Here is a 26,021-nt window from a genome sequence, read left to right on the forward strand (position 1 = left end):
CTTTTTCTATCTTTATGGAGAGAAAACATGGATGCTCCACTCCTTCCATACATACAATGTACTAGTTGTCCATTTTGTGCATCTTACTAAGAGGGAGAGGGTCATCATGAATGCAATTGTGCTTAAGTTGTTTAACCTGGCTAGTTTTGTGTATTTGATTGTGGCATCTGTTTTCATTGCGGATTTCATGGGCGGGATGACGGAAGAGGTTTATGTGATGCCGGCACCGTATGCGTTTTCCATTTGGATTCTGATTTACGTATTGCTCTTATGGTTTATCGTTAAATCGTTTTTTGCTGATGAGGAGTTAGACAGGGTTGTAAAGGGGATCGGTTTATGGTTTCCGATTAGTATGATCTTATCGGGGACATCAGTTGTGGTAGGGACCACGCCATCGGTTTTGTTTATTGCTTTATCCCTTCTGACACTTTGTGTGGTGTATACGATTATCCAGGGGTTAGGTTTATCATCTCCGTTGTACCGGATCCCTTTTTCCATCTATTTAGGGTGGACGTCCATTGCGACAATCGTTTCGGCCTTTGTTGCTATTAAGGGGAATGGGATAGAAGAGATTCTTTCCATTGGGGAGCTAGGCTGGGCTGTTATTATGCTGACGGCCGGGGGGCTTATTGCTCTAGCTTTTCATTTTCTGCAGAAAGATTATCTATTCCCGCTCGTTTTTGTGTGGGGCTACATCGCGATTTATCTGTATCAGGATAGTGCGGTGATTAAGTTTATAACGGGTGGTTTTGCGCTTTTAATTGTCGTTATGTTGGGTTTAGATTGGTTAAAGAAGAAGAGGAAATAGACAATATCAAACCTGTTCTCAATGAGAATGGGTTTTTCTATGCTTCATTAACATATTTACATCATAAAATTTAGTGCTTTACTTCACTTAAGGGTGATCTATACCGATATTACTATTATTGCAAATAGAGATAGTAAAAATAGATTACAGGGGAGAAATTGAGATGAGAAAGTCCATACGAGCTAAGTTGGTAGGGGTCACCTTATTGTTGCTTTGCATTCCGAGTTTGATTATTGGCATAGTAGGATACGTTGATTCCAAAGAAAGCATGAATGAGTTAGGAAAGACGACCTTGAAAAATGGGGTGGAAATGGCCATTCAGACCATGAATGCCCTGCAGGAAGGCGTGGAGTCAGGAGATTTAAGTGAATCAGCAGCCAAAGAGAAAATGAAAGAGTTGCTGATTGGGGAGAAACAAAAGGATGGGGCACGTGCCATTGAAAGTCCGGTTGATCTTGGGGAGAACGGCTACTTTATGGTTTATAGTCCTGAAGGAGACGAGATTGCTCATCCCTCATTAGAAGGAGAGAATGTGTGGGATGCTGAGGATGAAGATGGGAATCTGCTCGTCCAAGAGCAAATCGATGTCGCTCAAAATGGGGGCGGGTTCACGACTTATAGTTGGGAATTCCCTAATAGCGACAAGGTTGGGGATAAGATTACATACAATCAGCTTGAACCTGATTGGGGGTGGGTCGTTGCCGCCTCTACTTATGAGAAAGATTTTAATGAAGCTTCAGATCAATTGCTGTATATTCTTCTCGTTACATTAGGGATTTCTTTACTGATCGGAGGCGTTATCATCGTTCTTCTCTCTGCTCACTTGGCGAAGCCGCTAAAACAATTAACAAGTCAAGTTGAAGAAGTGGCAAAAGGAAATTTAGCTGGAGAAACAATTGTCTTTAACCGCAAAGATGAAATTGGTCAGTTAGGAAATGGGATTAATCAAATGGTCGACAACTTGCGCTCCTTAATTGGAGCTGTTCACCAGTCAGCCGCTACGATTAATGCGACTTCCCAGAACTTGAGTGCTGTGTCAGAAGAGACGAATGCCTCAGGAGAGGAAATCTCTAAAGCGGTCTCTGAAATCTCCGGTGGTGCTGGGCAACAGGCTTCTGATTTGGAGAGCACGCTTCATATGACGAATCAGTTAATGGAGCAAATTCAGACGGTTTACAACCAAAGTGCTTTCATACTCGAAAGTTCTAATGGTGCCCAGGAAGCCAATGGAAAAGGTGTGAAAAGTGTAGAGGTCCTTCAAGAGAAATCAAAACAAACGAATGAACTCATTTCAGGCGTTCAAGTCGTTATGGGAGATCTTACGAATCATGTTAAAGAGATTGAGTCTGTTCTGGGTAGTATTAGCGCTATATCTGAGCAAACCAATCTTCTTGCATTAAATGCATCGATTGAAGCGGCTCGTGCAGGAGAACACGGGAAAGGATTTGCTGTCGTAGCTGAAGAAGTCAGGAAGCTTGCCGAGCAGAGCTCAGAGGCTACTCAGGAAGTACGTGCGACGATTTCTATGATTGTTCAGCAGACACAGCAGGCGAATGAATCAATGGATCAGGCTACTCAAGTAGTGGAGGATCAGAATATGGCCGTAACGAATACAAATGATGCGTTTTACTACATTCAAGAATCTGTCGAGAGCATAACGAAGTCGATTCATGGTGTTTCTAAAGATATGGATGAACTTATTCAATCGAAAGACACGCTCTATAATGCAGTTGAGAGTGTAACAGCCATCACTGAAGAGACAGCTGCTTCAACAGAGCAAGTGAACTCTTCTGTGGATGAACAACAGAAGGCGATTGGTATGGTGGCTTCTTCTGCTACAGAATTGAGCGAAGCGACACAAGCTCTCCAGGAAGAAGTGGATCAATTCCATTTATAAAGTGCCGAAAGCATACAAAAACGCTTAGAACATTCTAAGCGTTTTTCTTTGTCAACTAAGCGTAGGGGTATATTGAACAAGATAAAGGATGATTCCGATCATGCTTAACGTAATGCCAACAAAGAATGGCCAGGGGTTATCATGTTTTCTCCGGTCAAATGTTCGAAATGTAATGATGCTATATAGAAATGCCGCAATAGGGATTGAGATATAAAAGGAGCCAAATGCAAATCCGAGGCCTCCGAAAAACATTGCCAGAATGCCAAGGTGATTTTGCTTTGGAATGCTATTTAAGTATTCTTGTTCCTCCGGAGTAAGATCTTCTTCCATCATAGGTTTTCTGGGCCTATAAAGCACATTCAACGACCTCCCTTACCATCAGTTTTTCCCATTATATGTGAAAGACGGTAGTTTGTAAAAGAATGAAGGCTGTAAATACTACGAATTCCAGAAAACATCAAGACTTGATTTACATTATGAATTATTTTACGATATACACAAGATATATAGAATTTAAATGTCAAAAACACTACATATTGATAAATGAGCGAGTTGCAAGGTGCCTATTCAAGGCTTGAAAGGGAATCTGGTGAGAACCCAGAACTGTCCCCGCAACTGTAAGTGTGGACGAAATGAGAGATTCCACTGTGCTAAGAGCATGGGAAGGTCTCAGAGTAGGAGGATACACGAGTCAGGAGACCTGCCTGCCCTCGCTAAAGTTTCTTTTTCTTCGGGGATTGAGAAGATGAAACGATAGCCTCAGCTGGACGAGTCTTTCTCTGGTTCGTCCTGTTGTCCTGTCGTTTGATCCGCTTCTCTTCCTGAATGGAAGGGGAGCGGATTTTTTATTTAAAGAGGAGGCTATTCAATGAATGATGTTCAAGAAAGTACGGGGGTTCTTGCTGTATTAGAACAAGTTAAGGAGGATTATCCACATCTAGATATAGATCATTTCAGTCAGATGGTGCGTCAGTTGATTCAAGCAAAAGGTTATGATTCCTATCACCAACTCTATAACGAAGTGATCTTAAAAGGATTGGATCAAATGGATGAGGAAGAGCCGGATTGGACATTTGTGTGTGCCCGGATTTATGCTCAATACTTGTATGAACAAGCAGCTCTTCATCGCCATTTTACTAAAGAGGAGGCGTATCCGGATTTTTATTCCCTTATTGAGACGTTACATACAAAGGGGATCTATAGCAATCATCTCGTAACCAAATATTCGCAAGAAGAGATTGAAAAGCTTGGTCGGGAACTTGTTCCGGATCGCGATGCATTTTTCACCTATATTGGATTGAAAACATTGGCAGATAGGTATCTGGCGAAAGACCATCAAGGGCGTTTATATGAACTTCCTCAGGAGCGATTCATGATCATCGCGATGACATTGATGGCAGATGAAAGTACGGATCATCGTCTTGAACTTGTTAAAGAAGCTTATTGGGCGCTGAGTCATTTGTATATGACTGTTGCAACACCGACGCTTGCGAATGCGGGTAAGAGTTACGGGCAGTTGTCGAGTTGCTTTATTGATACGGTGGATGACAGCTTACAGGGGATATTTGATAGCAACACAGACATTGCCAATCTATCGAAAAGCGGAGGTGGGCTTGGCGTTTACCTTGGGAAAATTCGCTCACGAGGAAGTGATATTAAAGGCTTTAAAGGGGTAAGTTCGGGTGTTATTCCTTGGATGAAGCAACTGAATAACACAGCTGTTAGTGTTGATCAGCTTGGACAGCGGCAGGGGGCAATAGCTGTCTATTTGGATATCTGGCACCAGGACATTTTCTCATTTCTTGATGCGAAGTTGAATAACGGAGATGATCGACAGCGAACGCACGATTTGTTTACAGGCGTTACACTGCCTGATTTGTTCATGGAAGCAGTAGAGAAGCGGGAAGACTGGTATTTGTTTGATCCTCATCAGGTGCGAACGGTCATGGGCTTTAGTTTAGAAGACTACTATGACGAGGAAGTAGGCGCTGGTAGCTTTCGAGAGAAGTATGCAGCATGTGTGAATGAGCCCCGTTTGGATAAAAAACAGGTTCCAGCCATTGAGATTATGAAGCGGATGATGGTTTCTCAGCTTGAAACCGGCACACCGTTTATGTTTTACCGTGACGAAGTGAATCGTAAAAATCCGAACAGCCATAAAGGAATGGTATATTGCACGAATCTTTGTACGGAAATAACTCAAAATCAAAGTGCAACTACAGTGAAAGAACATTACACAGAAGAGGGACAGATTGTAACGGTGAAAGATGCTGGGGACTTTGTGGTTTGTAATCTTTCTAGTATCAACCTTGGAAAAGCTGTACCAAATGAGGCGCTAGGGCGTTTAATTCCGATTCAGGTGCGGATGCTTGATAACGTGATCGGGCTCAATAACATCCCTGTTCTGCAGGCCCAGCTTACCAATCAGCGCTATCGTGGAATTGGGCTTGGTACATTCGGTTGGCATCATCTTCTGGCTGTTAAGGGCATTCGTTGGGAATCTGATGAGGCTGTCGAGTACGCAGATTCACTGTATGAACAAATCGCTTTCCTCACGATTCAGGCGAGCAGTGAATTAGCGCGTGAAAAGGGGGCTTATCCTTATTTTGAAGGATCGAAGTGGGAGACAGGAGAGTACTTTACGGATCGTGGATATAACAGTAAAGAGTGGACGGCTCTTAAAGAGGAAGTGGAGAAGAAAGGCGTACGAAATGGCTATTTGATGGCGGTTGCACCGAACTCATCCACCTCCTTAATTGCAGGTAGTACAGCGAGCATTGATCCGATCTTTCAGAAGTTTTATTCGGAAGAAAAGAAAGATTACAAGATTCCTGTAACAGCACCGGACTTAACCCAGGCCACTTACTGGTATTACAAATCAGCTTATGAAATTGATCAGAAATGGAGCATTCGTCAAAATGCGGCCCGTCAGCGTCATATTGATCAATCGATCTCATTTAATCTGTATGTAAAGAATACGGTTCAAGCGAAAGAGCTGTTGGACTTGCACCTCACTGCTTGGCGCGAGAAATGCAAGACGACTTATTATATGCGTTCGACCAGCACGGAAAATCTAGATGACTGTGAAAGTTGTTCTTCATAAGGGGGAGTAGACATGACAAGCGAATTACAAAAAAGGAACTTGTATGATATCTATGCGCCGAACCGATCTACGGCGATTATAAACGGAGAGAGTTCAAACGTATTGAACTGGGATGATGTGCGGTTTAGCTGGGCTTATCCGATGTATAAAAATATGCTTGCGAACTTCTGGATTCCAAATGAGATTAATATGGCAAATGATTTACGGCAGTGGAGCGAACTGAGTGATCAAGAGCAGGATACCTTTAAGAAGATTATTGGACTTTTAGCTTTTCTGGATTCGATTCAGACGGATTATAGCGGGAAGGTAGCGGAATATCTTACGGATTCCAGTTTAACCGCTCTTATGCAGGTGCTTTCCTTCCAGGAGGTGGTTCACAACCAGTCCTATTCCTATGTGTTATCTTCTCTTGTTGATAAACAAGAGCAAGATGCAATCTTTGAATACTGGAAGCATGATGAGGTCTTGCTTGAGCGGAATGCCTTTATTGCAGAAGGATATAAGGACTTTGTAGAACTTGAGTCGGTTGAATCCTTCCTGAAGTCGATTGTATATGATGTGGTGTTAGAAGGGTTGTTCTTCTATGCAGGGTTTGCTTTCTTTTATAACCTGGCCCGTAATCAAAAGATGGTATCAACGAGTACAATGATCAATTACATTAACCGGGATGAACAGATCCATGTGAACTTGTTTGAGCATATCTTTAAGGAAGTACTTGCTGAGAATCCTGAATATAAGACCGATGAGTTCATGCAGTTTGTTACCGATACGTTTAAGGAAGCAGCCGAGCTTGAGATAAAATGGGGACGTTATATTATAGGTAATCATTTCGAAGGGTTATCGATCCAAGATGTGGAAGATTATATTAAATTTATGGCGAACAAACGATGCAAAGAACTTGGCGCTTTGAAACCATTTGAAGGTTACACTAAGAACCCTCTTAAATGGATTAAAGCCTATCAGGACGTCAATAGCGGGAAATCAGACTTCTTTGAACAGAAATCGCGCCAATACACCAAAGTTCATTATCAGGACAACGGATTTGACGATCTCTAACGTGGTACACTAGAACCACCAAAACTTTTCGTGCCAGACACCCTTTAGCGTGCTAAAGGGTGTCTGGCACGTAGCAGTGCTTTATAGTGTGAAAGGGGTGGAGTGGGATGATTGGTGAACAGTTGAGGGCGATTGAGGAGGAGTATGAGGTGAAGGTGCTGTATGCGTGCGAGGCAGGCAGCAGGGCCTATGGAATCTCAAGTGAGATGAGCGATTATGACGTTCGGTTTATTTATGTACATAAAGAAGATTGGTATCTATCGATAGATGAGAAGCGTGATGTGATTGAGAAGCCACTATCTGAACAATTAGATTTGAGTGGCTGGGAGCTAAAGAAAGCGCTCAAGTTATTGCGGAAATCGAATCCTTCCATGCTTGAATGGCTCTATTCGGAACAGGTTTATATGGAACAGGAAGGTTTTATGGATCGATTAAGGCGTATTATGCCATCAGCTTTTAATCCACTTTCCGTTCTTCATCACTATCACAAAATGGCGAAACGGAATCATAAAGAGCTTGGTAAAGGGAGTCAGGTTCAAGTTAAACGGTATATCAATGTTTTTCGCCCTTTACTTATGTGTAGATGGGTTCTTTCCTATCATGAATTTCCTCCTCTTCCACTCAGCAAGCTTCTGCAAGACGAAAGCGTACCAGTAGAGATTAAAAGCCAGATGAATGATGTGCTTTCCGAGAAGATGAAAGCTCCGGACGTTTCTTACATGGAACGTATGAAAGATTTGGATCAGTACATCCAAACGGAATTCCACCAAATCGAACAGGAATTGAGTAACATTCAACCCCCTTCTCATTCAGTCACACGTGAGTTAGATGAGCTATTCCGCTTTACGGTACGTCATATTCATACCTCTTAGAAGATTTTGTTGAAAAGTTAAAAGAAACCTCTTTACCTTAACGTAACGTGAACGTTTACGATAGGTTTATAGCCAAAAGGGGGACTAGAATGATGAAAATTAAAGAAGTAGCCACGAAGTTAAACACCACGCAGCGCACAATACGATTTTATGAGGAAAAGGGTCTCATTCAGCCTGATAAGGGTGATAATGATTACCGTTATTATACGGAACAACACCTATGGAAACTCCAAACAATCTTATCTCTAAGAGAAGTGGGCATGTCTACAGCTCAAATCAAGAAGACCCTTATGAGCGAGGAAGAAGTGGGGCGCTATTTGAATATGCAGCGTTCGGCGCTTTATGAAGAGTGGTTAGAGATTAAAGATATGATCGGAACGATTGATCAAATGATTGAGAAGAATGAAGACCAGGAGCTCGTCAAAGAAGATATTTTTGCACTAGCTGATCAGTTAAAAACGCTAAAAGAAAAGCGCAAAGGTTGGCAAGATCAATGGAATTTTGACAGCCAGGCACGGGGATATGATGAGAGTTTAAAGATGAATGGATATCGGTTCAACGTTCATGAAAATTATGAGGATGCGCTGGCTAAAGCGATTGAATCTATCCGGCCGTTAAAAGGTGAAAAAGGCGTGGATATTGGAACGGGTACAGGGAATCTTGGTTCTAAGTGTCTACCTCTTGGGGCCCACGTCATAGGAGTGGACCAGTCTGAGGAAATGTTGAAGGTGTGTAAGGAGAAACATCCAGACATCGATGTTCGGAACGGCCATTTTCTAGCGCTGCCTGTCATGGATGGGGAGGCAGATTTTATTACGACGAGCTATGCTCTGCACCATGTGACAGAACAAGAGAAGGAGTTAGCCTTACGAGAGATGGACCGGATCTTAAAGCCGAAGGGGCGTATTGCGATTGTGGACTTGATGTTTGCCAATGCACATGATCGTGCCCGGGTGATCAAAGGCTTTGAAGAAGAGGGAAATCAGGAAGCTCTTTATGCGATTGAAGATGAGTTTTATGCGGATCGGTCCAATTTAGTGGAGTGGTTTAAGCAATTAGGATACACGGTTCATACTCACTCGTTTAACGATATCCTGCATATGGTATATGCCGAGAAATAAAATGAAACCTCAAAAAACACTCAAGTCTTGTAAACTTGAGTGTTTTTAGTCGTATTACTCGCAGAAATCTTCTCCATTCTCCGTTCCCCATGTGTGCATCGCGTGGAGGATCGGCATAAGAGTCGTTCCTTTATCTGTTAGTGTATATTCGACTTTTGGTGGGATTTCATCATACTGCCGGCGGTCGATGAAGCCATCGGTTTCTAATTCTTTTAATTGCTGGGTTAAGACTTTGTGTGACACTCCGGGTAACAAACGCCTGAGGGCATTATATCGATACGTTCCCTCAGTACCTAGGTGCCATAGAATAACAGGCTTCCATTTTCCGCCCATTTTCTTTAATGTATATTGAATGGAACATTTTAATTTCCCTTGATCATCTACTTGAAGAGGTTCGTCCACCGTTGGTTCCCTCCTTTACTTACTTTTAGGTTAGTCTCTTACGTAAAAGTGCATACTTACATACTGAACTATACTTATTTACAATAACAATTGTCAAAAGAAAAACAGGAGGGAAAACGATATGCAACCATATCCACGAAATTTCTCACACATTGGACTATCTGTTCCTAATATTCAAGAAGCCATTAAATTTTATACAGAAGTATTCGGATGGTACATCATTATGGAACCATCTAAGGTATACAATGACGATACTCCAGTAGGCCAAATGTGCCGCGATGTATTCGGAGATAATTGGGAAGAGATTGAAATTGCCCATTTATCTACAGGCGACCGTATCGGCGTTGAGCTATTCGCATTTGGAAATAACGAAACGCCTGAAGACAACTTTGAGTTCTGGAAAACGGGGATCTTCCATTTCTGTATCCAAGATCCAAATATTGAAGAAACGGTTGAGACCATTAAATCATATGGCGGTAAACAGCGCATGCCAATTCGTGAATACTATCCTGGCGAGAAGCCATACAAAATGGTTTATGTTGAAGATCCATTTGGTAACGTATTTGAAATTTATACGCACAGCTATGAGCTAACGTACTCTGCTGGTGAATATTAAAATCGCGAAAGCCCTCTGATTAAATAGATCAGAGGGCTTTCTTTGTGCTAGGGGATTAGCTGTAGTTCGTTTGAATTGTTTTTCTCTTTTCTTTATAATTCTTCCAAGATAAAGGGAATTGTTTCATAAGCTTCTTGAAAACGATGATGGCCTCACCTAATACCACGTATTTGGCTGTATCGGTAATGATACGTTGAGAAAGGATAGTGGCGATCGTATAGGCTAGCGGAAGAGATATACATACAAGCAGCAAGGAAAACTCACTGCCCCAGCCGTTATGCCTCATCCATTCCATAATCGGTAGATGTAAGATATAAATAAAAGCTGTTCTTCTCCCGCCTATAGTGAAGGGTTTCGTTGTCTTAGGGATCCATGGGAGAAAGGCGACGATTCCAAGACCCATCACCACGTAATAAACACCTCTTAACCCTATCCCTTCAAGAACTCCTATATTCATTGTCTCAAAAGAGCTTCTTCCTAATAGGAAATCCCGGGTAATGTCGAGGGGGAGTAGGCTTAAAATGATGACGGATAAGCCCGCACTTAAGAGGCCCCACTTCTTTGCCTGTTCTTTTTTGAAGACGTCGAAAGCTCCTTTATTTAAATAGTAACCAAGGATAAAGAAGGGGAAAAATACAAACGTTCGGGACAGGCTAAATTCATGACCAGCCCCTTCAACCAATCCAATTCCAATACCGGCTGCGATCGCTGTTACTACAGGCTTGTTCAATTTCGTAAATATAAATAAAAGCAAATTCCACCAGTATAAACTTAAAAGGAACCATAGACCAAAACTAGGCATCAACCAGTTAATGCTTTGCCAATGATCCAGATTGTATAGAAACTGAAAGATTAAAAAAGGAACGAAAAGCCGAATCGTTATTTTCTCAATATAACCTGTATCTAGAAATTTCTTAGAGAAAAAACCGGTTAACAAGATTAAGGCTGGCATTCGGAAAGATGTTAAGAAATTATTTATAAAGTACACAACGTCATTTTCATATTTAAAGGGACTAATTAAGTGCCCGAATACGACTAGCAGAACTAGTACAAAACGAGCGTTATCAATATAAGGGTCTCTCTTTGATGGTTTTATAGGTTGGCTCATAGTTGCTCACTTCACACTACCTTTGCTCGTAATTCTTGTCACACATGCTTACCTATAGTATCAAATTTAAATCCCTTGATGGGAAAAAATTTATTTTTGATGATTGTCGTTGACTCTCACGTTGCGTGATAGCTTATTGTTTAAAGTAGAAAGGGGGGATTGCTGATGAAAGTAAAAGAAGTTGCTGATCTAAGTGGTGTGAGTGTGCGGACGCTTCATTACTACGATGAGATCGGGATTCTGTGTCCGGGGGAAACGACGGCTAAAGGGTACCGGATCTATACAGATGAAGATCTTCAGGTGTTGCAGCAAATTCTATTCTTTAAAGAGATGGGATTTCCCTTAAAGAAAATCCATGAGATTATCCATTCTGCTGACTTTGATCGAATCGAAGCAATGGAGATGCACCGGAGCGCATTGCTGGAAAAGAGAAGTCGGCTAGATCGGATGTTAGAAACGGTAGAGAAGACGATTAAAAACGCGAAAGGAGAGGGGAACATGACGAATGAAGAAAGATTTGAAGGGTTTGATTTTAGCCAAAACCCTTATGAAGAAGAGGCGAGAGAGAAATATGGAGACCAGGCCGTGGATGAATCTTGGCAAGCGATCAAGAAAATGGACCCGGAGAAGATAAAAGAACAGACGGGGATCATCTATACAAAACTTGCTAAGTTGAGAAAGGGTGATCCAAGTTCCCCGGAAGCGCAAGAAGCTATAGAAGAGTGGTACCATTTCCTTAACCGGATCGGCCATTATCCACCAGAAGCTTTCAGAGGGCTTGGGCAGTTATATGTCGATGATGAGCGATTCACTCAAAATATTGATCAATACGGCGAGGGGTTAGCTGCATTTATGAAAGAAGCGATGACTTCCTTTGCAGATCGGAAGAAATAATCCTCCAAGCCTCTTTTCATTCGTGATAAGGTTAACAGAAAGGGGGCGTATTCTTTGAGTTTATTCATAGTTATCGTATTCGCAAGTGTTGTTACTATTTCTATTCTGTATAGCCTGATCAAAGGGAAAGATTCCAGAACGAAGGCGATTTATAATAAAGGTTTCTTTACAGTCATCGTGCTCAGTATCTTTAGCGCACTGCTTCTAACACCTTACCACAATTACAATCCAAACGTATATAGTGGTGGATATGGAATATTGTTTCTTGTGAGTATTGTTGTTGGATGCATTGCATTAGTAGGGTATTTGCTAAGCTCAAATTACGAATAAAAAAGGCGCTTAACGATCCAACGTTAAGCGCCTTTTTGGTTCTATTAAAGTTGAGTGTTTGTGGTATATAGGCTTTTTCTATAATAGGAGAGGAGTGTTGAACTCTCTAATTGTAGAGAATGTTCCCGTTCGCTTTAACATGAGCATAAGGGGGCCTTGGAAACCACGTATAAGGTGCAAATCACGGGGGCCGTTCACCTTCTACGGCCAAGGCTTGCTCGGGGACTGCGAGACTCCCGCGGGATAAGGAGCCTAGGGAAGACCCCACAGAGAGCGCCAGCGAACGAGGAGGCTTCCCAGCTCCCCGCAGGAAAGCGAGTTGTCCCCGAGCAAGCCCAAGCACTCATTAAACGTAGCGGCCCCATTTAGGTTGAAACATCTCAACTTCATGTGTTCCATATAAGGTAGTTCATATGGAACACTACCCAGTTCGCTGAGAGAGTTTACTAGACTTGTCGTACCTTCTTCATAACAAATCCGCTTTTTGGAATGGATGGAATCTTCTTCAGACTATAACTGTAATCCTGACGAGGTACTTTATAGTCTAAGTGAGCAGCCATAAAGGAGAAACTTGCCTTTAAGACTTCGATAGTAGGCCATTCTCCAGGGCATCTGTGTCCAGAGTAGTGATCTCCGCCGCCTTGTGGAACGAGGTCGTACATACTTCCCTGGTAGTCTTTAAAACGACTTGGTCTGAATTCATCTGGATCACTCCATACCTTCGGATCATGGTTTGTGCCATAAAGGTCGAGCATGACAAGTTGTCCTTCTTTCACGTCATACTGCTGCCATGTGAAATCTTTCTTAGCAATCGCAGCAAGGTAAGGAAAGAACGGGTAGTATCGTCTTACTTCCTGGATAAAACAGCGCAAATGATCTTCGTTTGCTTTAATGAGCGTTCTTGATTCTGGATGCTCTTCAAACGCGTGTGCACCAAATACAATATAGCGAGAAATGGCGACAATGGGACGCAAAATATTGATTAATTCAACCGCTGCTATTTGTTCATCCAATTTGTTTCCTTCTAAATCCTCATGGAACGCCATGCGGTAAATGGCCGAATCAGGCGTTGCCTCCCGTTTCCCGTTCCGAACGTCTTGAATTAGTTTCACGATCCATTTCTCTGTTCTGGATCTGGCACGACGGCTTGCTAAATATTCAGGACCTAGTTTGGTAGCCCCTTCAATCATTTTATTAAAATCATCAGCACGTTTTGATACTTCCTTCTCAGGAAGGGGAACGTCTGCCCATTCGCATGCGACTCGTGTTAACAATTCAAGGACTTCGTCAAAGAGCGTTATTTTGCCCTTCTTCTCCCATTTTGTAGCTGCCTCAGACCACTGCTTACGCGTGATTCCATATAAACGCTCTAGACCTTCTGGTGTCATCAAAGACATAAACAGTTGCTTGCGGTGAGCATGAGCCTGACCATCTAGGGTCTGTACGCCCCCTTCACCAAATAGCGTTTTAAGGACGCGGGAAGGCATGGCACCATTTCGTTTCATTAGCTCGCTGTCATAAAAAAGCTCAGCCGCTGACTCGCCGCTGATTAAGGCCACTTTCTCGCAGAGTACTTTCGTTTCATAAATATCAAGGTGATGGTACTGGACACGTTTTTGGATAAATTCATACCCGTCTTTCAGTATAGAAACAGTTCGATCTAATCCTTTATCCCGAGGTACTTGAACAGTCATATGTATCTCCTCCATAATATGAAAATAATTTTGGTAATCTATACCCTTCTGTCAATGGATCAAACCGCCCTACAAAAGGAAAACTGAAACGATTCATTTAAAGAGAGAGGCACAATTGTACGACTAAAATGCCAAGGGGTTATAATGAAAGAAATCAAACTAGAGAAAAGATGTAAGCGGGAGTTTATAGAAATTTTATATTTTGTTTATACATTTAAAATAAGCTTTCAATAATCTACTAAGAGCAGTAGGAACACAGTAAAACAATGAAGATGTCCAAGGTAGAGGCGGGTGATGTGATGAGCTATAAAGTTCTGATTGCAGAGGATGATGAGAATATCATTGATGTTTGCAAGCGATATTTAGAGCGGGAAGCCTACACGGTTTACATTGCCAGAGATGGTGAGGAAGCAACGACTAAGTGGAGAGAAATGAAGCCTGATGCAGTGATTTTAGACATCATGATGCCGGTTAAAAATGGATTAGATCTGGCGGAGGAAATCCGGTTTGAGGAAGAAACGCCAGTGATTCTATTGACCGCTCTTGGTCAGGAGAAGGATCGGCTTGTGGGCTTATCGATCGGTGTGGATGACTATATCACGAAACCCTTTAGTCCCCGTGAACTCGTATTGCGGCTCAACAATGTCATGAGACGGTATCACTTGAATCATGGTGAAAAGAACCAGGTTCAGCAGTTTGGCACCGTCACCATTGATGCTTCAAAGAGAACCGTTTGGAAAGAAGATCAGTTGATTGAAACGACAGTAAAAGAATTCGACTTGCTATGGTTTCTTGTTCAACATGAATCTCAAGTTTTCTCAAGATCCCACCTTATTGAGAGGCTATGGGGGTTTGATTACGAAGGGGATACAAATACGATTAATGTGCACATTCGGAAGCTCAGGGAGAAAGTAGAGGAAGATCCAGCCCACCCTGTTTATATTAAAACGGTATGGGGCATTGGCTATAAGTTTGAGAGGGTAGCACCATGAAGCTTAGAACGATCTTAATGATCTCGAACTTGTTATCGATTTCGATTATTATTATTTTCTTACTCGTTAGCTATGTGCATATGTTCCTTTCTACAGATGTCATTTTATTGCTATCGCTCATTACTCTCGGAGCGGGATTGGTGTCTATTCTCTCTCACTTTGTTGTGACCCATCCTTTATTAAAAGGAGTAAAAGAACTTTCCGAAACGTCTCAAAGACTCGCAGAAGGGGAGTTTCGTACTCATATAGAGGAGAAGGGGCCAAAAGAGTTCAAAGAATTAGCAGCAAGCTACAACCGAATGGCTGATGATCTCGAGCAGATGTTTAGGCAAGTGAAAGAGTCAGAGGCATTTAAGCAGGACTTAATTGATAATATGTCTCATGATCTTAAAACGCCGATTGCTTCTATTAATTCTTATGTCGAAGCTTTGCAAGATGACATTATTGAAGATAAGGATACGAGGAAAGCCTATTTAGCTACAATTCACTCAGAAACGCAGCGAGTGTCTCAACTGATCCAAGAGTTATTAGAACTTTCGCAGCTAGAGAGGAAGGAAGGTGTGTTTAAACCAGAGCAGATTCACCTTGATAGAATCGTGGTGGAAACGTTGCAAGAGTTTGACATGCTTTTACGAGAGAAATCTCTAGAGTTTGAAGTGGATATGAAGGGCGAATTGCAACCGATTCTTGCTATGCCCAATCAGCTAAAGCGAGTACTGAGCAATTTGGTTGAAAATGCCATCAGGTATACGCAAGATGGAGATCGAATCCTGTTAGAAGTATCTCAAAATCAAAAGGAAACGTATTTTCGATTAGAAGATACAGGTCCAGGCATTCATGAAGCTGATCAAGACAAGATTTTTGAGCGTTTTTATCGTGTAGAAAAGTCCAGGAACAAAAGCTACGGCGGTTCAGGTTTGGGACTTGCGATTTGTAAAGAAATTGTGGAGCACCATGGGGGAGAAATTGGTGTGACTAGTGGTTTGGATAAGGGTGCTGTATTTTGGTTTACACTACCACGCAACATGAAGGAGGAAGCAACAGAATGAAATTAAAATGGATCCTTTCTGCCGTTGTTGTAGTCGTATTAGGTGTGATTTTTATTCCAATGGGTTACAAATACATGTTTGAACGATCAACAGGGAGCGAAGCGGTCAATGCCGATGAGTACGAAGCTGTCGCCACGTTCGCTGGTGGTTGTTTCTGGTGTATGGAACCCCCTTTTGAGAAGTTAAACGGAGTGAGCGAAGTGATCTCAGGCTACACAGGAGGGGATATGGAGAACCCTTCTTATAACGATGTTTCTTCAGGGTCTACGGAGCACATTGAATCCGTTCAAGTTCACTATGATCCGGATGTCATCAGTTATGAAACCCTCCTTAAGGTTTTCTGGAGGCAGATAGACCCAACAGATGATGGAGGACAGTTTGTGGATCGCGGGTATCAATATACGACTGCTATCTTTTATCATAATGAAAAGCAAAAAGAAGCTGCTAAACGATCTAAAGAAGAGCTAGTGAATTCAGGTCGATTCGATAAGGAGATTGTCACCCCGATTCGTGAAGCGAAAACCTTTTATAAAGCAGAAGATTATCACCAGGATTATTATAAGGAAAACTCCATTCGCTATAAGATCTACCGAAGCAATTCTGGTCGGGATCAATATTTAGAGAAGGTATGGGGCGATGATTTAAACGTTGATATACCAGGGAACTATTCGAAAGCGGAATTAAAAGAGAAACTAACCGATATGCAGTATAAAGTGACGCAGGAAGATGACACAGAACCGGCCTTTGAGAATGCGTATTGGGATAATAAAGAAGCAGGCATTTACGTGGATATTGTATCCGGTGAGCCTCTGTTCAGCTCGAAAGATAAATATAAATCGGGCACGGGGTGGCCGAGTTTTACTAAACCGCTAGTTGAGGACAATATTGTGACAAAACCAGATCGTGGACTATTCGGGACGCGGACTGAAGTGCGAAGCAAACAAGCCGATTCTCATTTGGGTCATGTGTTTGAAGATGGTCCTGAGCCGACGGGTCTTCGCTATTGTATGAACTCGGCAGCCCTTGAATTTATCCCGAAAGATGAGATGAAGGAAAGAGGGTATGGGGAATTTTTGGATCAATTTGAAGAGGAATAATGAGTAAGCCAAGCTGGTGTCCCGCCAGCTTGGCTTTTAATTTTGAATGTGGTTGAGTCCGTTACGTTAGATGAGTGCTTGGGTTTGCTCGGGGACAACTCGCTTTCCTACGGGGAGCTGTGAAGCCTCCTCAATCGCTACGCGCTTTCCGGGGTCTTCCCTAGTCTCTTTACCCCGTGGGAGTCTCGCAGTCCCCGAGCAAACCCTTACAAGAAGGGGATGAACGGATCTTGACGCTCATTTGAGAAAAACTTATTTCTTCCATATGGGATGTTACTGTTTCCCGTATATTAAGGCAAAAGCTAGCGTTAACACTATTCTTTAATTGAAGGATAAAAAAGGTTGATTCTACATTGCTCCTCGCCAGAGACTGGTTAGAAGGGATTATTGGGGTGGATAGAGAAGAGAAGGAGGGGAGGGGGATGGATATTTTGGGAGCGAGGTCTCTCTAAAAAAGGGGTTAAACCAACTTGAATACAATACATCATGGATTTTGGACGTATGTTGCTTTAAGAAAGAGGAAAGAGGCTGTTCCCTATGCCTTGATTGGTAGTGTTTTTCCTGATCTTATTTACTATATTATGTTTTTTTACATCGTTATTTTTGGCGACATATTTACGACGGATGCGATTCAGGAGATTGGTTGGTCGGGTGTCATCCATAATCTCGCCCATGCTTTATTTGCACATCCGGTAGTAGAAGTGTTGAGACAAGCGGGTCACTCGATCTTTGTGTGGGGAGTTGTGTTTGCTGTAGTAGTCTTCTTTAAAGGGTGGCGACTTAATCGATGGACGGGCTTTATGTACGGGTGGCTTGGACATGTTGTGATTGACCTGTTGACACATGTCGAGGATGCTGTGCCGATTTTTTATCCGGTAAGTAACTTGATTGTTCGAGGCCCGGTGTCTTATTGGGATGATCGTTACTATGGCGATGTGTTCTCTTTTATTAATGGAATATTGATCGGGATCACGGTCAATATTCTGATTATAAAAAGAGTGAACGCTCGCAGAAAGCGTTCACTCTAGTACGGAATCTTTTTCTTTCGAGCGTTTGGATTGGCTTAGTTGCTCCACAAAGCCAGTGATCTCGAAGAAGTATTGGATGATCGGGCCTAAGAAGATAGCCGTAATGACTGTGCCGAGTCCAACTACGTCCCAGCCTCCAAGGTAAAGACCAAGGCCAGCGAGGGCGAATTCGAATAGGATACGCACCACACGTTTGGATTGGTTGGTTTTCTCGTTCACAATCATCATAAAGTGATCGACAGGAATATGGGGGAATGGAGCTCGTAAATACATACCGATTCCAAGGCCCATGAAGACAACTCCAATCGCGAATACACCCCATTGGGCCCACAAAACGTCTAGTCTTGTATTGCCTAATACGTTATAAAGCCAAAGATTTAAGGTCCATCCTCGTAACAAAATAGGGAAGAGGGATTCGAACCGAGGGCGCTTTCCTTCAATCTTGGCATTAACAAGTACGAGTGCAATAAAGCCAATAATGAGTAAGTAGCCAATTTTAATATCAAAACGCTTAGATAGTCCAAGCGCTACACTATCTCCGGGGGCTACGCCTACGGCTGAGATGACAAGGAGTGCCAATCCCAAACTAGAGATAATGATCCCAAATAAGTAAAGGGCGAATTGTAACCACTTTTGTTTCGATCCTAAATAATGATGATACATTTCTGATAGTTTAGACATGCTGAATCTCCTTTTTTTAGATTCGCCTTTTGAAACGTCTATGAAAAGGGTATACCTACTTGTATGAGCAATTGATGACGCTTACTGTACTAAGGATAAAACAAATCCAGTAAAAATTGAACTCAAACGTATAGAATATTCCTATTATACCCAATGAGTCTTTTGTTTAGATAGAGAGAATGGTTTTTCAATGTGGGGTCAGTTCTCTAAAGTCCTGCACACCTGTCTTACAGTTGGCGGAGGTTGGCGCATCACACTATTTTAAAGAGGGGGAAAAGGATGTATCCTCGAAATTATCGTTTATTGGAATTGGCAAAGGAATTTGTTCAAAATGAGCTTTTATTTAGTACGTATGCTATTTTGATCGGCTCTGTTGCAAGAGGTGATGCTGATGAATATAGTGATCTTAATATCATCTGCTTTACAGGAAGAGAACGATACTTAGGAGATCAGGTTATTTTCTATAAAGGAGAATATATTCAACTCCAAACGAAGTCTATATTAGAGTTTCCAAATAAAGAACTATTAGCTTATAACCCATGGCATTATCGTTTCTTAAGTGAATCTATTATTCTTAAAGACACGAACGCTGAGTTGAGTAAATTGCAAAATTGGGCAAAATCCTATTTTTCCTCTATAAAGGGAGAAAGAGGAGCGATCCAGGATGTGGAGCGTCTCATTGAAGGACGTTTTAGATATGCGGAAGAGCAAATCGGTGCTGGCCGAGCTTTTGGCGCTACGCATGCAGCTCTTGCGACATTTACAGAAGCTATGTTGCTTCATCAATTTATCTATGAGAATAATGTGAGCTTAGCTCATATTGTGACCCATCTGAGGAAGTTAGATCGATCGGCAGAAATTATGGAAGTGTTGCCGTTTGCCCCAAATTCTACGGTCACATTTGATGAGGTTGCAGAAGTAATGACGAAGCTTCGGCAACACCTTCGTCAGACAGGATTTGAACATGTGGCAGGGTTATCGAAACTAGAGGATGACTTGTGGGCAAGGAAGGCTAAAAGGAAATCGGAAGAAGGCGATGGCGCGAACATGTTGTGGCATGCTTATAATAAAGCTTTCTCTTTACTACTTGAGACTTCTCAAGATAAGGAGTTTGAAGAATATTACCGAACATTGCCTGCATCCTTGAAACGATCCTTAGAGAGTATTGGGTTTATTTCCTTACCTCCTCAGGATATTGAGGGATTATTAACCTACACAAATTATGTCATCGATGATTCGAAGCATAAATTAAAGTTAGAGCAAAAATAAAAGTCGCTAAACAAGCGGCTTTTTTTATCTATTTAAACTGTACATAACGGTTCTTAAATGAATGGTTTAGAGAATCGGAACGGATTTGTTACTATTATCCTTTATCCAAAACGTTGTTTGAGGGATAGATGGGTAGGGAAAACGTTATCAGTCAGAAGAAAATCTCTTGCAAAGGAGATCCATTATGAAACCTCATATACAACTTATATTACTTGTTTTACTTGGAATTGCTTTTTTTGGTATCATCTTACTTCCTCTTAGTTTTATGTTCCAAATGATCTTTATCTTATTTTATATCGGAGCTATTTTAGTCATTTCCTTTTACATTATTCTTGAACGCAGGTCATCTACCAATACGATTGTTTGGATTCTTCTTATTCTCATGCTTCCCATTATTGGGTATTTCTTTTACATTTACTCGGGACAATTATCCAGGCAAGGCATCTTGTTTCAGGATAAAAGAAAGAAAGCTCATGTAGTCTTTGATCAGGAAGAACCGGACACTAGAAAGAGTGACCTACAGCCTTTAAATGGTCCTCAGGAACGAATTCGTAAAATTGTTGAATCTTATGCTCAAACCCCGTTACGGAATCACAACAACGTAAAGATTCTAACGAATGGGCAGGAAGCCTTTCCTGAGATCATGGAAAAGCTAAAAGAAGCCAAGTCCTTTATTCACATGGAATATTACTTATTTAACAGTGATGAAACGGGACGTGAGATGAAAGAAATCCTTAAGCAAAAGGCTCAGGAAGGCGTCACCGTCAGGCTTCTATACGATTCAGCCGGGAGCTTGAAGTTAAAGAAGAAGGATGTAAAAGATATGCAGCAAGCGGGCATTGATGTGCATGTCTTCCTTCCTATTGCGAGTGGACTCGCAACTCAAACATTTAACTTCAGGAACCATCGTAAGATTATTGTAATCGACAATGAAATTGGATTTGTAGGTGGTATGAATGTTGGCGATGAGTACCACGGGATTAGCGAAGAATTTCCTGACTGGCGGGATACGCACATGGTACTGCGTGGTGCTGCTATTAAGGATCTCCATCTGATCTTCCTTGTGGATTGGTGGTACATTACAAACGAGAACCTGGTCGAGCAATATAGTACGGAAGCCATACCAGAACCTGAGCAATCGAATACTCATACACAAGTGGTTCCAAGTGGTCCGCACAATGAGCACCAAATTATGAGGGATGTGTATACCACACTCATTCATAGTGCTAAAAAGTCCGTTAAGATTGCGACACCTTATTTCGTACCTTCAAGAGAAATTCACACGGCCCTTCGGATTGCCGCGCAGCAAGGACTTGATGTGAAATTACTCATACCAAAACCATCTGACAATTGGTTAACGTATTATGCAGGGCATTCCTATTTCCCTGAATTGCTTGAGGACGGCATTCAAATTCACCTATATGAGAAAGATTTTATGCACCATAAAATTATGATTATTGATGACGAGACTGCTTCGATTGGTACAGCTAATATGGACTTACGAAGCTTCTACCTCAATTTTGAGGTTAATGTCATCTTATATGGCGGGGAACCTGTTGAGAAGTTGATTGAGAATTACTATAAAGACTTAGAGGAGTCTAGTGAGGTTATCTATGAGGAATTCTCAAAGCGAAAAACTTCAGAGAAGTGGAAAGAAGCTGTAGCACGTCTTTTTGCTCCGTTACTCTAAAGAAAAAGCATCCCATTGCATGTAGCAATGGGATGCTTTTTTACTGCCCGATTTCTTGTCCATTAGTTTCTTTTGGCAGGTTGTACGAGAAAGGTTAAGACAAAGAACAAAGCAAAACTTACTAATAGAAGCGTTCCACCAACAATGTAAAAGACAGTGGTGAATCCTTCTGCAAGGTTAAAAGGGTTTACCATGTAAAGCCACATTCCAAGCGTTAGGCCTGTCGTACCGATAATCCCTGTCCATGCATGGGTTTTGGCAAGCTTGATAAAACGTGTTTCAAACAGCTGGTAAAAGGCAGACCAAGCAAAAAGGGATAACCAGCCAACCACTAAAATGTGGGCGTGAATAGGGCGTAGGGCATAGGCGCCCCCTTGGGAGCCGGCCATATGGGAACCGATAAAAGCTCCAATTAAACCGAACAACCCAGCGAAACGTAAGAGCAATAGACTTATAGATTTCATGTACGTATCCTCCAAAAAAATCGATCTTCTTGTTTCTAACTTTATCATAGTTGTAAAGGTAGAAAATATTCGTAACAGAATGTTCAAAATATCGACAAAGGTTTACGAAATCTTCAACCTATATTTACAAAAGTATAACGTTATGCACTGTTTTTTAACAAAAAATGTGACAAATTGAGACAAAATCCACCATTATTATGTTATTTTATTCTTAGAATAAAATTTTCCACTATTGGAAAGGGGATCTTGGGGATATGAGAAAAGGTTTAAAAAAAGGAACGGGGTTAACGTTAACGAGTTTAATCGCACTATCGGCTACGGCTGTACCTGGGCAAGTGGTTATGGCAGATGAAGGAACAGAAACACCTGATACGATTAGTGCGCAACTATTACTTGTGAATGATCTACATGGAAAGATTGACCACGAGGATGCTTTTGATGTAGATGGGGACGGTGAAGAAGATGCTGTTGGCGGTATTCAATATTTAGCAAGCTATATTGAAGATCGTGAAGCTGAAAATCCAAATTCACTACTTGTACATAGCGGTGACATGGTGGGAGGAAGTCCGATTGTATCCTCCTATTTCCAAGATGAGCCGACGGTTGAGATTATGGAAGAAATGGGCTTTGATGTAGGGACGCTTGGAAACCACGAATTTGACGAAGGTGTTAAAGAAATGCTCCGTATGATTAATGGTGGAGAGCACCCTGATGGTACAGAGGATTATGATGGAATTGACTTCCCTATGGTAGCAGCAAACGTTCAATATAAAGATACGAAAGAGCTTGTCATTGATCCTTACACAATTGAAGAAGTTGCAGGCCAAAAAATCGGTTTTATTGGTGTGGTGACAAGAGAAACACCAAGCATGATTGTTAGTGAAGGAAATGAGAATGTAGAATTTACCGATGAATCAGAGGCGATTAATAAGTATGTTCCTGAATTGAAGGAACAAGGCGTGGAAGCGATTGTTGTATTGGCTCACAATCCGGGTTACCAGGAAGGGGATACTCTGACTGGTGATGCAGCAGAGATAGCGAACAAAGTTGATGATGAAGTAGATATTATTATGGCTGCACATAACCATACGGAAAACAACGCTATTGTAGATGACAAGCTGATTGTTCAAGCTTATTCTTACGGGACAGCTTTCGCTGATGTGGATATTGAAATTGACCCTGAAACTGGCGACATTGTCGATAAAAGCGCAGAAGTCATCACAAACGTCCAAATGAATGTAGAGCCTGACCCTGAGGTTAGTGAGATCCTGAACAAGTATGAAGAATTAGTAAAGCCGATTAAAGAAGAAGTGGTTGGTCAGGCTGCTGTTGATTTAGAGGGCGGTTACGGAGTACGAGGCGAGGTAGGCGATAATGCTCTTGGGAATTTAATCGCAGATGGCATGATTGAAGCGATGGATGCTGATTTCTCCTTAATGAATGGCGGAGGAATTCGTGACGATGTTTCTGCTGGTGAAATCACGTGGGGAGACCTCTTCGACGTTCAACCATTTGGTAACGTATTAAACAGTGTAGAGCTGACAGGGGAAGACCTTGAGAAAGTATTGAATGCTCAGCTCAGTGAGGAGTACGGTCCGGACGTAAGTGTTGGCGGCTTCGAGTACACGTGGAATGGTGCAACAAATGAGGTCGTGAATATGAAGCTTCCAGATGGTACCCCGGTGAAAAAGAATGAAACCTATACTGTTGTAGTCAATAACTATATGTACGGAAATGCGGACTATCGTATAGCGGAATTGGGCGAGAATAAGCAAGTTGGCCCAAATGATCTACAGGCAACGCTCGACTATGTGAAATCATTTGATGAACCAATCACTTATGAGGCTGAAGGACGAATCTCTGAGGTAGCGACAGATTCTAACTCAGGTGGAAACAAGGATTCTATGAATCTACCGTTTAGCGATGTCACAGAAGGAACCAAGGCGCACGAAACGCTTCAACGACTCGCCGAAAATGGTGTTTTTGACAACGTATACGGGGAAGAGACTAAGTCAGGCGATACCCTCACGCGAGGTCAATTTGTTAAAATGCTTGCTAATGCATTCAAGCTAGAAGTGAGTGATGATTTAGAAAATCCGTTCGAAGATACAGATGATATGATGATTGCAGCAGCTTATGAAGCAGGTATTACCAATGGAGTTGCAGAAGGGAAATTTGCTCCAGATCAAGAACTCGATCGAGGACATATGGCTGTTTTAGCCATCAATGCTTTTGAGAACATGTATGGTGAAATTACCCTAGATGATCGTACTTCTTTCAAGGATGAGAAGAAAATGAATTGGAAGAAAGATTCGATCCTTAAAGGCAAACAAGCAGGTCTTTATCAAGGTTATAGCAACGGAAAGTTCGGAGCACGTGATGAAGCCAAAGCAATGCAAGGTGCCTATGTAATTGAAAATTTATTGAATTCTATGAAGTAATACTTGATCGCCCCTCTGACTAAGAGGGGCGAATTTTTTTGGTGTTGCAGGGAGGCTAGTGAAGATTACTATTCCATGTTTTAGTATAATGAATGTTGGGTATATTCCCTTGTCTTGGTTAAAAAGTAATGGTATATATGAGCGTGGAGGATTCTTTGCACTAGTCGAGTGTGAAGAATCCTCGTTATGTTTATGAGAGAATTCCGAGAAGGAGAGGTCCTACATAGAATGGAACAGAAGAATTGTGTACAATTGCGACTCAAAATAAGAAGGGGAGCGATGTAGAATGACTGTGTTTATTGAAGTTGTTCTCCCTGTCATTTTAGTATTTTTATGTGGATTTGGCGTTCAAAAATGGAAGAAACTCGATATCAAATCTGTTTCTACAGTAGCGATCTACATACTGACACCATGTCTCGTTTTTGAGACGTTTTATGATGCGGAGCTGAATAGTGAATATATTATGATTGTGATCTTTGCGGCTTGCTTGTTGGCGATCATGATTTTGATCAACAAGATTACGACATTCGCAAAAGGATACAGCCAATCAGTGGAAAGCGGTATGATCTTATCTACAGCATTCATGAATTCAGGAAACTACGGAGCACCAATCATCCTGTTTGCTTTTGGGGAAGAAGGGTTTACCTATTCAGTATCTTTCCTAGTGTTGCAGGCGATTATTATGAATTTCTTTGGGGTGTATTACGCAGCAAGAGGGCAATCGGGTATGAAAATCGCAGCTCAATCCGTTATGAAAATGCCTGCTACCTACGCGGCCATTATCGCTTTAGCATTGAACTTGCTACACATTCCTATGCCTGAGAACATCTTCTCAGCCGTTTCCCTTATTGCAGACGCAGCTATTCCGGGAGTGATGATCGTTTTAGGTATGCAGCTAGCCAATATTTCTGTTAAATCCATTGAGTGGGGGAAAGTGAGCTATGCTTCAAGCCTTAGATTAATTATATCCCCCCTTATCGCTTTGGTCCTGGTATGGATCCTACCCGTTGACCCATTACTGGCCAAGGTACTAATCGTCTCAGCCGCCATGCCATCAGCTGCCACCACAACAATGTACGCAGTAGAATTCAACTCAAGACCAGAACTTGTCTCAAGCATCACCCTCGTCACAACATTACTCAGTATTATAACGATTTCTACACTGTTGACGTTTATTTAATCGGGTTTGTTAGCTTTCATATGATCAAAAGGTGGTTCGGGAAATCACTCGCTTTCTTTAAATCCATAAGACGTGGTGCCGTTCGTAATAATAAGGTTAGGGGTGTCTTGGGAACGGGGAGACTCCTGCGGGAGAGAGAGGTAGACGAGACCCCGGACTGAACGAAGTGAGGGAGGAGGCTCGACAGCTCGCCCGCGGAAAGCGAGTCGTTCCCAAGACACCCCAAGCA

The 26,021-nt window shown here is 42.0% G+C and carries 23 protein-coding genes and 1 riboswitch; of the genes, 17 read left to right on the forward strand and 6 right to left on the reverse strand.

The window, feature by feature from the left end:
* Positions 1–106: 106 nt before the first annotated feature.
* Both LQ226_RS14170 and LQ226_RS14175 read left to right on the forward strand, forming a co-directional pair.
* Positions 107–808 (forward strand): hypothetical protein, encoded by a 702-nt coding sequence (locus LQ226_RS14170; protein WP_231418609.1) that lies wholly within the window; start codon positions 107–109, stop codon positions 806–808.
* A 163-nt stretch (positions 809–971) separates the two neighbouring features.
* Positions 972–2,705 (forward strand): methyl-accepting chemotaxis protein, encoded by a 1,734-nt coding sequence (locus tag LQ226_RS14175; protein ID WP_231418610.1) that lies wholly within the window; start codon positions 972–974, stop codon positions 2,703–2,705.
* Between the two features lie 51 nt (positions 2,706–2,756).
* On the opposite strand, the gene LQ226_RS14180 is transcribed toward LQ226_RS14175, so the two are convergent.
* On the reverse strand, positions 2,757–3,038 hold the full coding sequence (locus LQ226_RS14180; RefSeq protein WP_231418611.1) for a cell division protein FtsK: 282 nt from the start codon (positions 3,036–3,038) through the stop codon (positions 2,757–2,759).
* Positions 3,039–3,245: 207 nt separating this feature from the next.
* Positions 3,246–3,427: riboswitch (cobalamin riboswitch) on the forward strand.
* A 146-nt stretch (positions 3,428–3,573) separates the two neighbouring features.
* On the opposite strand from LQ226_RS14180, the gene LQ226_RS14185 reads away from it, so the two are divergent.
* The 4 genes from LQ226_RS14185 to LQ226_RS14200 all read left to right on the forward strand — a co-directional run bounded on the left by LQ226_RS14185 (position 3,574) and on the right by LQ226_RS14200 (position 8,857).
* Positions 3,574–5,808 (forward strand): ribonucleoside-diphosphate reductase subunit alpha, encoded by a 2,235-nt coding sequence (locus tag LQ226_RS14185; RefSeq protein WP_231418612.1) that lies wholly within the window; start codon positions 3,574–3,576, stop codon positions 5,806–5,808.
* 12 nt (positions 5,809–5,820) lie between these two features.
* Positions 5,821–6,864: a ribonucleotide-diphosphate reductase subunit beta gene (locus tag LQ226_RS14190; protein ID WP_231418613.1), complete on the forward strand. Its 1,044-nt coding sequence runs from the start codon at positions 5,821–5,823 to the stop codon at positions 6,862–6,864.
* A gap of 107 nt (positions 6,865–6,971) precedes the next feature.
* Complete coding sequence (locus LQ226_RS14195; RefSeq protein ID WP_231418614.1) at positions 6,972–7,736, forward strand: nucleotidyltransferase domain-containing protein; 765 nt, start codon at positions 6,972–6,974, stop codon at positions 7,734–7,736.
* Between the two features lie 89 nt (positions 7,737–7,825).
* The gene (locus LQ226_RS14200) at positions 7,826–8,857 is read left to right on the forward strand and encodes a MerR family transcriptional regulator (protein WP_231418615.1); all 1,032 of its coding nucleotides are present in this window, start codon (positions 7,826–7,828) and stop codon (positions 8,855–8,857) included.
* A gap of 54 nt (positions 8,858–8,911) precedes the next feature.
* Here LQ226_RS14200 and LQ226_RS14205 read toward each other — a convergent pair whose 3' ends face one another.
* Entirely contained in the window at positions 8,912–9,190 is a 279-nt protein-coding gene (locus LQ226_RS14205) for a winged helix-turn-helix transcriptional regulator (protein WP_231418751.1), read from the reverse strand.
* Between the two features lie 190 nt (positions 9,191–9,380).
* On the opposite strand from LQ226_RS14205, the gene LQ226_RS14210 reads away from it, so the two are divergent.
* Entirely contained in the window at positions 9,381–9,875 is a 495-nt protein-coding gene (locus LQ226_RS14210; RefSeq protein ID WP_231418616.1) for a lactoylglutathione lyase family protein, read from the forward strand.
* Between the two features lie 55 nt (positions 9,876–9,930).
* Here the strand turns inward: LQ226_RS14210 and LQ226_RS14215 are convergent, their stop codons facing one another.
* Positions 9,931–10,983 carry an acyltransferase family protein gene (locus tag LQ226_RS14215; protein WP_231418617.1) on the reverse strand — a complete coding sequence of 351 codons (1,053 nt, stop codon included), beginning with the start codon at positions 10,981–10,983 and terminating at the stop codon, positions 9,931–9,933.
* 159 nt (positions 10,984–11,142) lie between these two features.
* Here LQ226_RS14215 and LQ226_RS14220 point away from each other — a divergent pair, with 159 nt between their 5' ends.
* A complete protein-coding gene (locus tag LQ226_RS14220; protein ID WP_231418618.1) occupies positions 11,143–11,877 on the forward strand; it encodes a MerR family transcriptional regulator in 735 nt (244 codons plus the stop codon).
* Between the two features lie 54 nt (positions 11,878–11,931).
* Positions 11,932–12,207 carry a hypothetical protein gene (locus LQ226_RS14225; RefSeq protein ID WP_231418619.1) on the forward strand — a complete coding sequence of 92 codons (276 nt, stop codon included), beginning with the start codon at positions 11,932–11,934 and terminating at the stop codon, positions 12,205–12,207.
* A 446-nt stretch (positions 12,208–12,653) separates the two neighbouring features.
* On the opposite strand, the gene cypC is transcribed toward LQ226_RS14225, so the two are convergent.
* Positions 12,654–13,901 (reverse strand): CYP152 family fatty-acid peroxygenase CypC, encoded by a 1,248-nt coding sequence (cypC, locus tag LQ226_RS14230; protein ID WP_231418620.1) that lies wholly within the window; start codon positions 13,899–13,901, stop codon positions 12,654–12,656.
* 299 nt (positions 13,902–14,200) lie between these two features.
* Here cypC and LQ226_RS14235 point away from each other — a divergent pair, with 299 nt between their 5' ends.
* The 4 genes from LQ226_RS14235 to LQ226_RS14250 all read left to right on the forward strand — a co-directional run bounded on the left by LQ226_RS14235 (position 14,201) and on the right by LQ226_RS14250 (position 18,067).
* The gene (locus LQ226_RS14235) at positions 14,201–14,893 is read left to right on the forward strand and encodes a response regulator transcription factor (RefSeq protein WP_231418621.1); all 693 of its coding nucleotides are present in this window, start codon (positions 14,201–14,203) and stop codon (positions 14,891–14,893) included.
* Complete coding sequence (locus LQ226_RS14240) at positions 14,890–15,942, forward strand: sensor histidine kinase (RefSeq protein ID WP_231418622.1); 1,053 nt, start codon at positions 14,890–14,892, stop codon at positions 15,940–15,942. Before LQ226_RS14235 ends, LQ226_RS14240 begins: the two co-directional genes overlap by 4 nt.
* Complete coding sequence (msrB, locus tag LQ226_RS14245; protein WP_231418623.1) at positions 15,939–17,039, forward strand: peptide-methionine (R)-S-oxide reductase MsrB; 1,101 nt, start codon at positions 15,939–15,941, stop codon at positions 17,037–17,039. The genes LQ226_RS14240 and msrB overlap by 4 nt, the downstream gene beginning before the upstream one ends.
* 470 nt (positions 17,040–17,509) lie before the next feature.
* Positions 17,510–18,067, forward strand: coding sequence for a metal-dependent hydrolase (locus LQ226_RS14250; protein ID WP_231418624.1), 558 nt, complete (start codon positions 17,510–17,512; stop codon positions 18,065–18,067).
* Here LQ226_RS14250 and LQ226_RS14255 read toward each other — a convergent pair.
* Positions 18,059–18,748 (reverse strand): YczE/YyaS/YitT family protein, encoded by a 690-nt coding sequence (locus tag LQ226_RS14255; protein ID WP_231418625.1) that lies wholly within the window; start codon positions 18,746–18,748, stop codon positions 18,059–18,061. The two genes, LQ226_RS14250 and LQ226_RS14255, sit on opposite strands and share 9 nt — an antisense overlap.
* Before the next feature lie 279 nt (positions 18,749–19,027).
* On the opposite strand from LQ226_RS14255, the gene LQ226_RS14260 reads away from it, so the two are divergent.
* The gene (locus LQ226_RS14260) at positions 19,028–20,017 is read left to right on the forward strand and encodes a nucleotidyltransferase domain-containing protein (protein ID WP_231418626.1); all 990 of its coding nucleotides are present in this window, start codon (positions 19,028–19,030) and stop codon (positions 20,015–20,017) included.
* 184 nt (positions 20,018–20,201) lie between these two features.
* Positions 20,202–21,707 (forward strand): cardiolipin synthase, encoded by a 1,506-nt coding sequence (gene cls / locus LQ226_RS14265; RefSeq protein ID WP_231418627.1) that lies wholly within the window; start codon positions 20,202–20,204, stop codon positions 21,705–21,707.
* Positions 21,708–21,769: 62 nt separating this feature from the next.
* Here the strand turns inward: cls and LQ226_RS14270 are convergent, their stop codons facing one another.
* Positions 21,770–22,171, reverse strand: a complete 402-nt coding sequence (locus LQ226_RS14270; protein WP_231418628.1) for a hypothetical protein — start codon at positions 22,169–22,171, stop codon at positions 21,770–21,772.
* Between the two features lie 254 nt (positions 22,172–22,425).
* Here LQ226_RS14270 and LQ226_RS14275 point away from each other — a divergent pair, with 254 nt between their 5' ends.
* Complete coding sequence (locus LQ226_RS14275) at positions 22,426–24,612, forward strand: 5'-nucleotidase C-terminal domain-containing protein (protein WP_231418629.1); 2,187 nt, start codon at positions 22,426–22,428, stop codon at positions 24,610–24,612.
* A 286-nt stretch (positions 24,613–24,898) separates the two neighbouring features.
* Entirely contained in the window at positions 24,899–25,792 is an 894-nt protein-coding gene (locus LQ226_RS14280) for an AEC family transporter (RefSeq protein ID WP_231418630.1), read from the forward strand.
* Positions 25,793–26,021: the final 229 nt, after the last annotated feature.

Origin of the sequence: Pontibacillus sp. HN14, from assembly GCF_021129245.1 — a bacterium.
GTDB lineage: Bacteria > Bacillota > Bacilli > Bacillales > BH030062 > Pontibacillus.

Bases quoted from the DNA above. Each gene is read 5' to 3' on its own strand.
- LQ226_RS14170 (WP_231418609.1), top strand. From the start codon at position 107: ATGAATGCAATTGTGCTTAAGTTGTTTAACCTGGCTAGTTTTGTGTAT.
- LQ226_RS14175 (WP_231418610.1), top strand. From the start codon at position 972: ATGAGAAAGTCCATACGAGCTAAGTTGGTAGGGGTCACCTTATTGTTG.
- LQ226_RS14180 (WP_231418611.1), bottom strand. From the start codon at position 3,038: ATGATGGAAGAAGATCTTACTCCGGAGGAACAAGAATACTTAAATAGC.
- LQ226_RS14185 (WP_231418612.1), top strand. From the start codon at position 3,574: ATGAATGATGTTCAAGAAAGTACGGGGGTTCTTGCTGTATTAGAACAA.
- LQ226_RS14190 (WP_231418613.1), top strand. From the start codon at position 5,821: ATGACAAGCGAATTACAAAAAAGGAACTTGTATGATATCTATGCGCCG.
- LQ226_RS14195 (WP_231418614.1), top strand. From the start codon at position 6,972: ATGATTGGTGAACAGTTGAGGGCGATTGAGGAGGAGTATGAGGTGAAG.
- LQ226_RS14200 (WP_231418615.1), top strand. From the start codon at position 7,826: ATGATGAAAATTAAAGAAGTAGCCACGAAGTTAAACACCACGCAGCGC.
- LQ226_RS14205 (WP_231418751.1), bottom strand. From the start codon at position 9,190: ATGGGCGGAAAATGGAAGCCTGTTATTCTATGGCACCTAGGTACTGAG.
- LQ226_RS14210 (WP_231418616.1), top strand. From the start codon at position 9,381: ATGCAACCATATCCACGAAATTTCTCACACATTGGACTATCTGTTCCT.
- LQ226_RS14215 (WP_231418617.1), bottom strand. From the start codon at position 10,983: ATGAGCCAACCTATAAAACCATCAAAGAGAGACCCTTATATTGATAAC.
- cypC (WP_231418620.1), bottom strand. From the start codon at position 13,901: ATGACTGTTCAAGTACCTCGGGATAAAGGATTAGATCGAACTGTTTCT.
- LQ226_RS14235 (WP_231418621.1), top strand. From the start codon at position 14,201: ATGAGCTATAAAGTTCTGATTGCAGAGGATGATGAGAATATCATTGAT.
- LQ226_RS14240 (WP_231418622.1), top strand. From the start codon at position 14,890: ATGAAGCTTAGAACGATCTTAATGATCTCGAACTTGTTATCGATTTCG.
- msrB (WP_231418623.1), top strand. From the start codon at position 15,939: ATGAAATTAAAATGGATCCTTTCTGCCGTTGTTGTAGTCGTATTAGGT.
- LQ226_RS14255 (WP_231418625.1), bottom strand. From the start codon at position 18,748: ATGTCTAAACTATCAGAAATGTATCATCATTATTTAGGATCGAAACAA.
- LQ226_RS14260 (WP_231418626.1), top strand. From the start codon at position 19,028: ATGTATCCTCGAAATTATCGTTTATTGGAATTGGCAAAGGAATTTGTT.
- cls (WP_231418627.1), top strand. From the start codon at position 20,202: ATGAAACCTCATATACAACTTATATTACTTGTTTTACTTGGAATTGCT.
- LQ226_RS14270 (WP_231418628.1), bottom strand. From the start codon at position 22,171: ATGAAATCTATAAGTCTATTGCTCTTACGTTTCGCTGGGTTGTTCGGT.
- LQ226_RS14275 (WP_231418629.1), top strand. From the start codon at position 22,426: ATGAGAAAAGGTTTAAAAAAAGGAACGGGGTTAACGTTAACGAGTTTA.
- LQ226_RS14280 (WP_231418630.1), top strand. From the start codon at position 24,899: ATGACTGTGTTTATTGAAGTTGTTCTCCCTGTCATTTTAGTATTTTTA.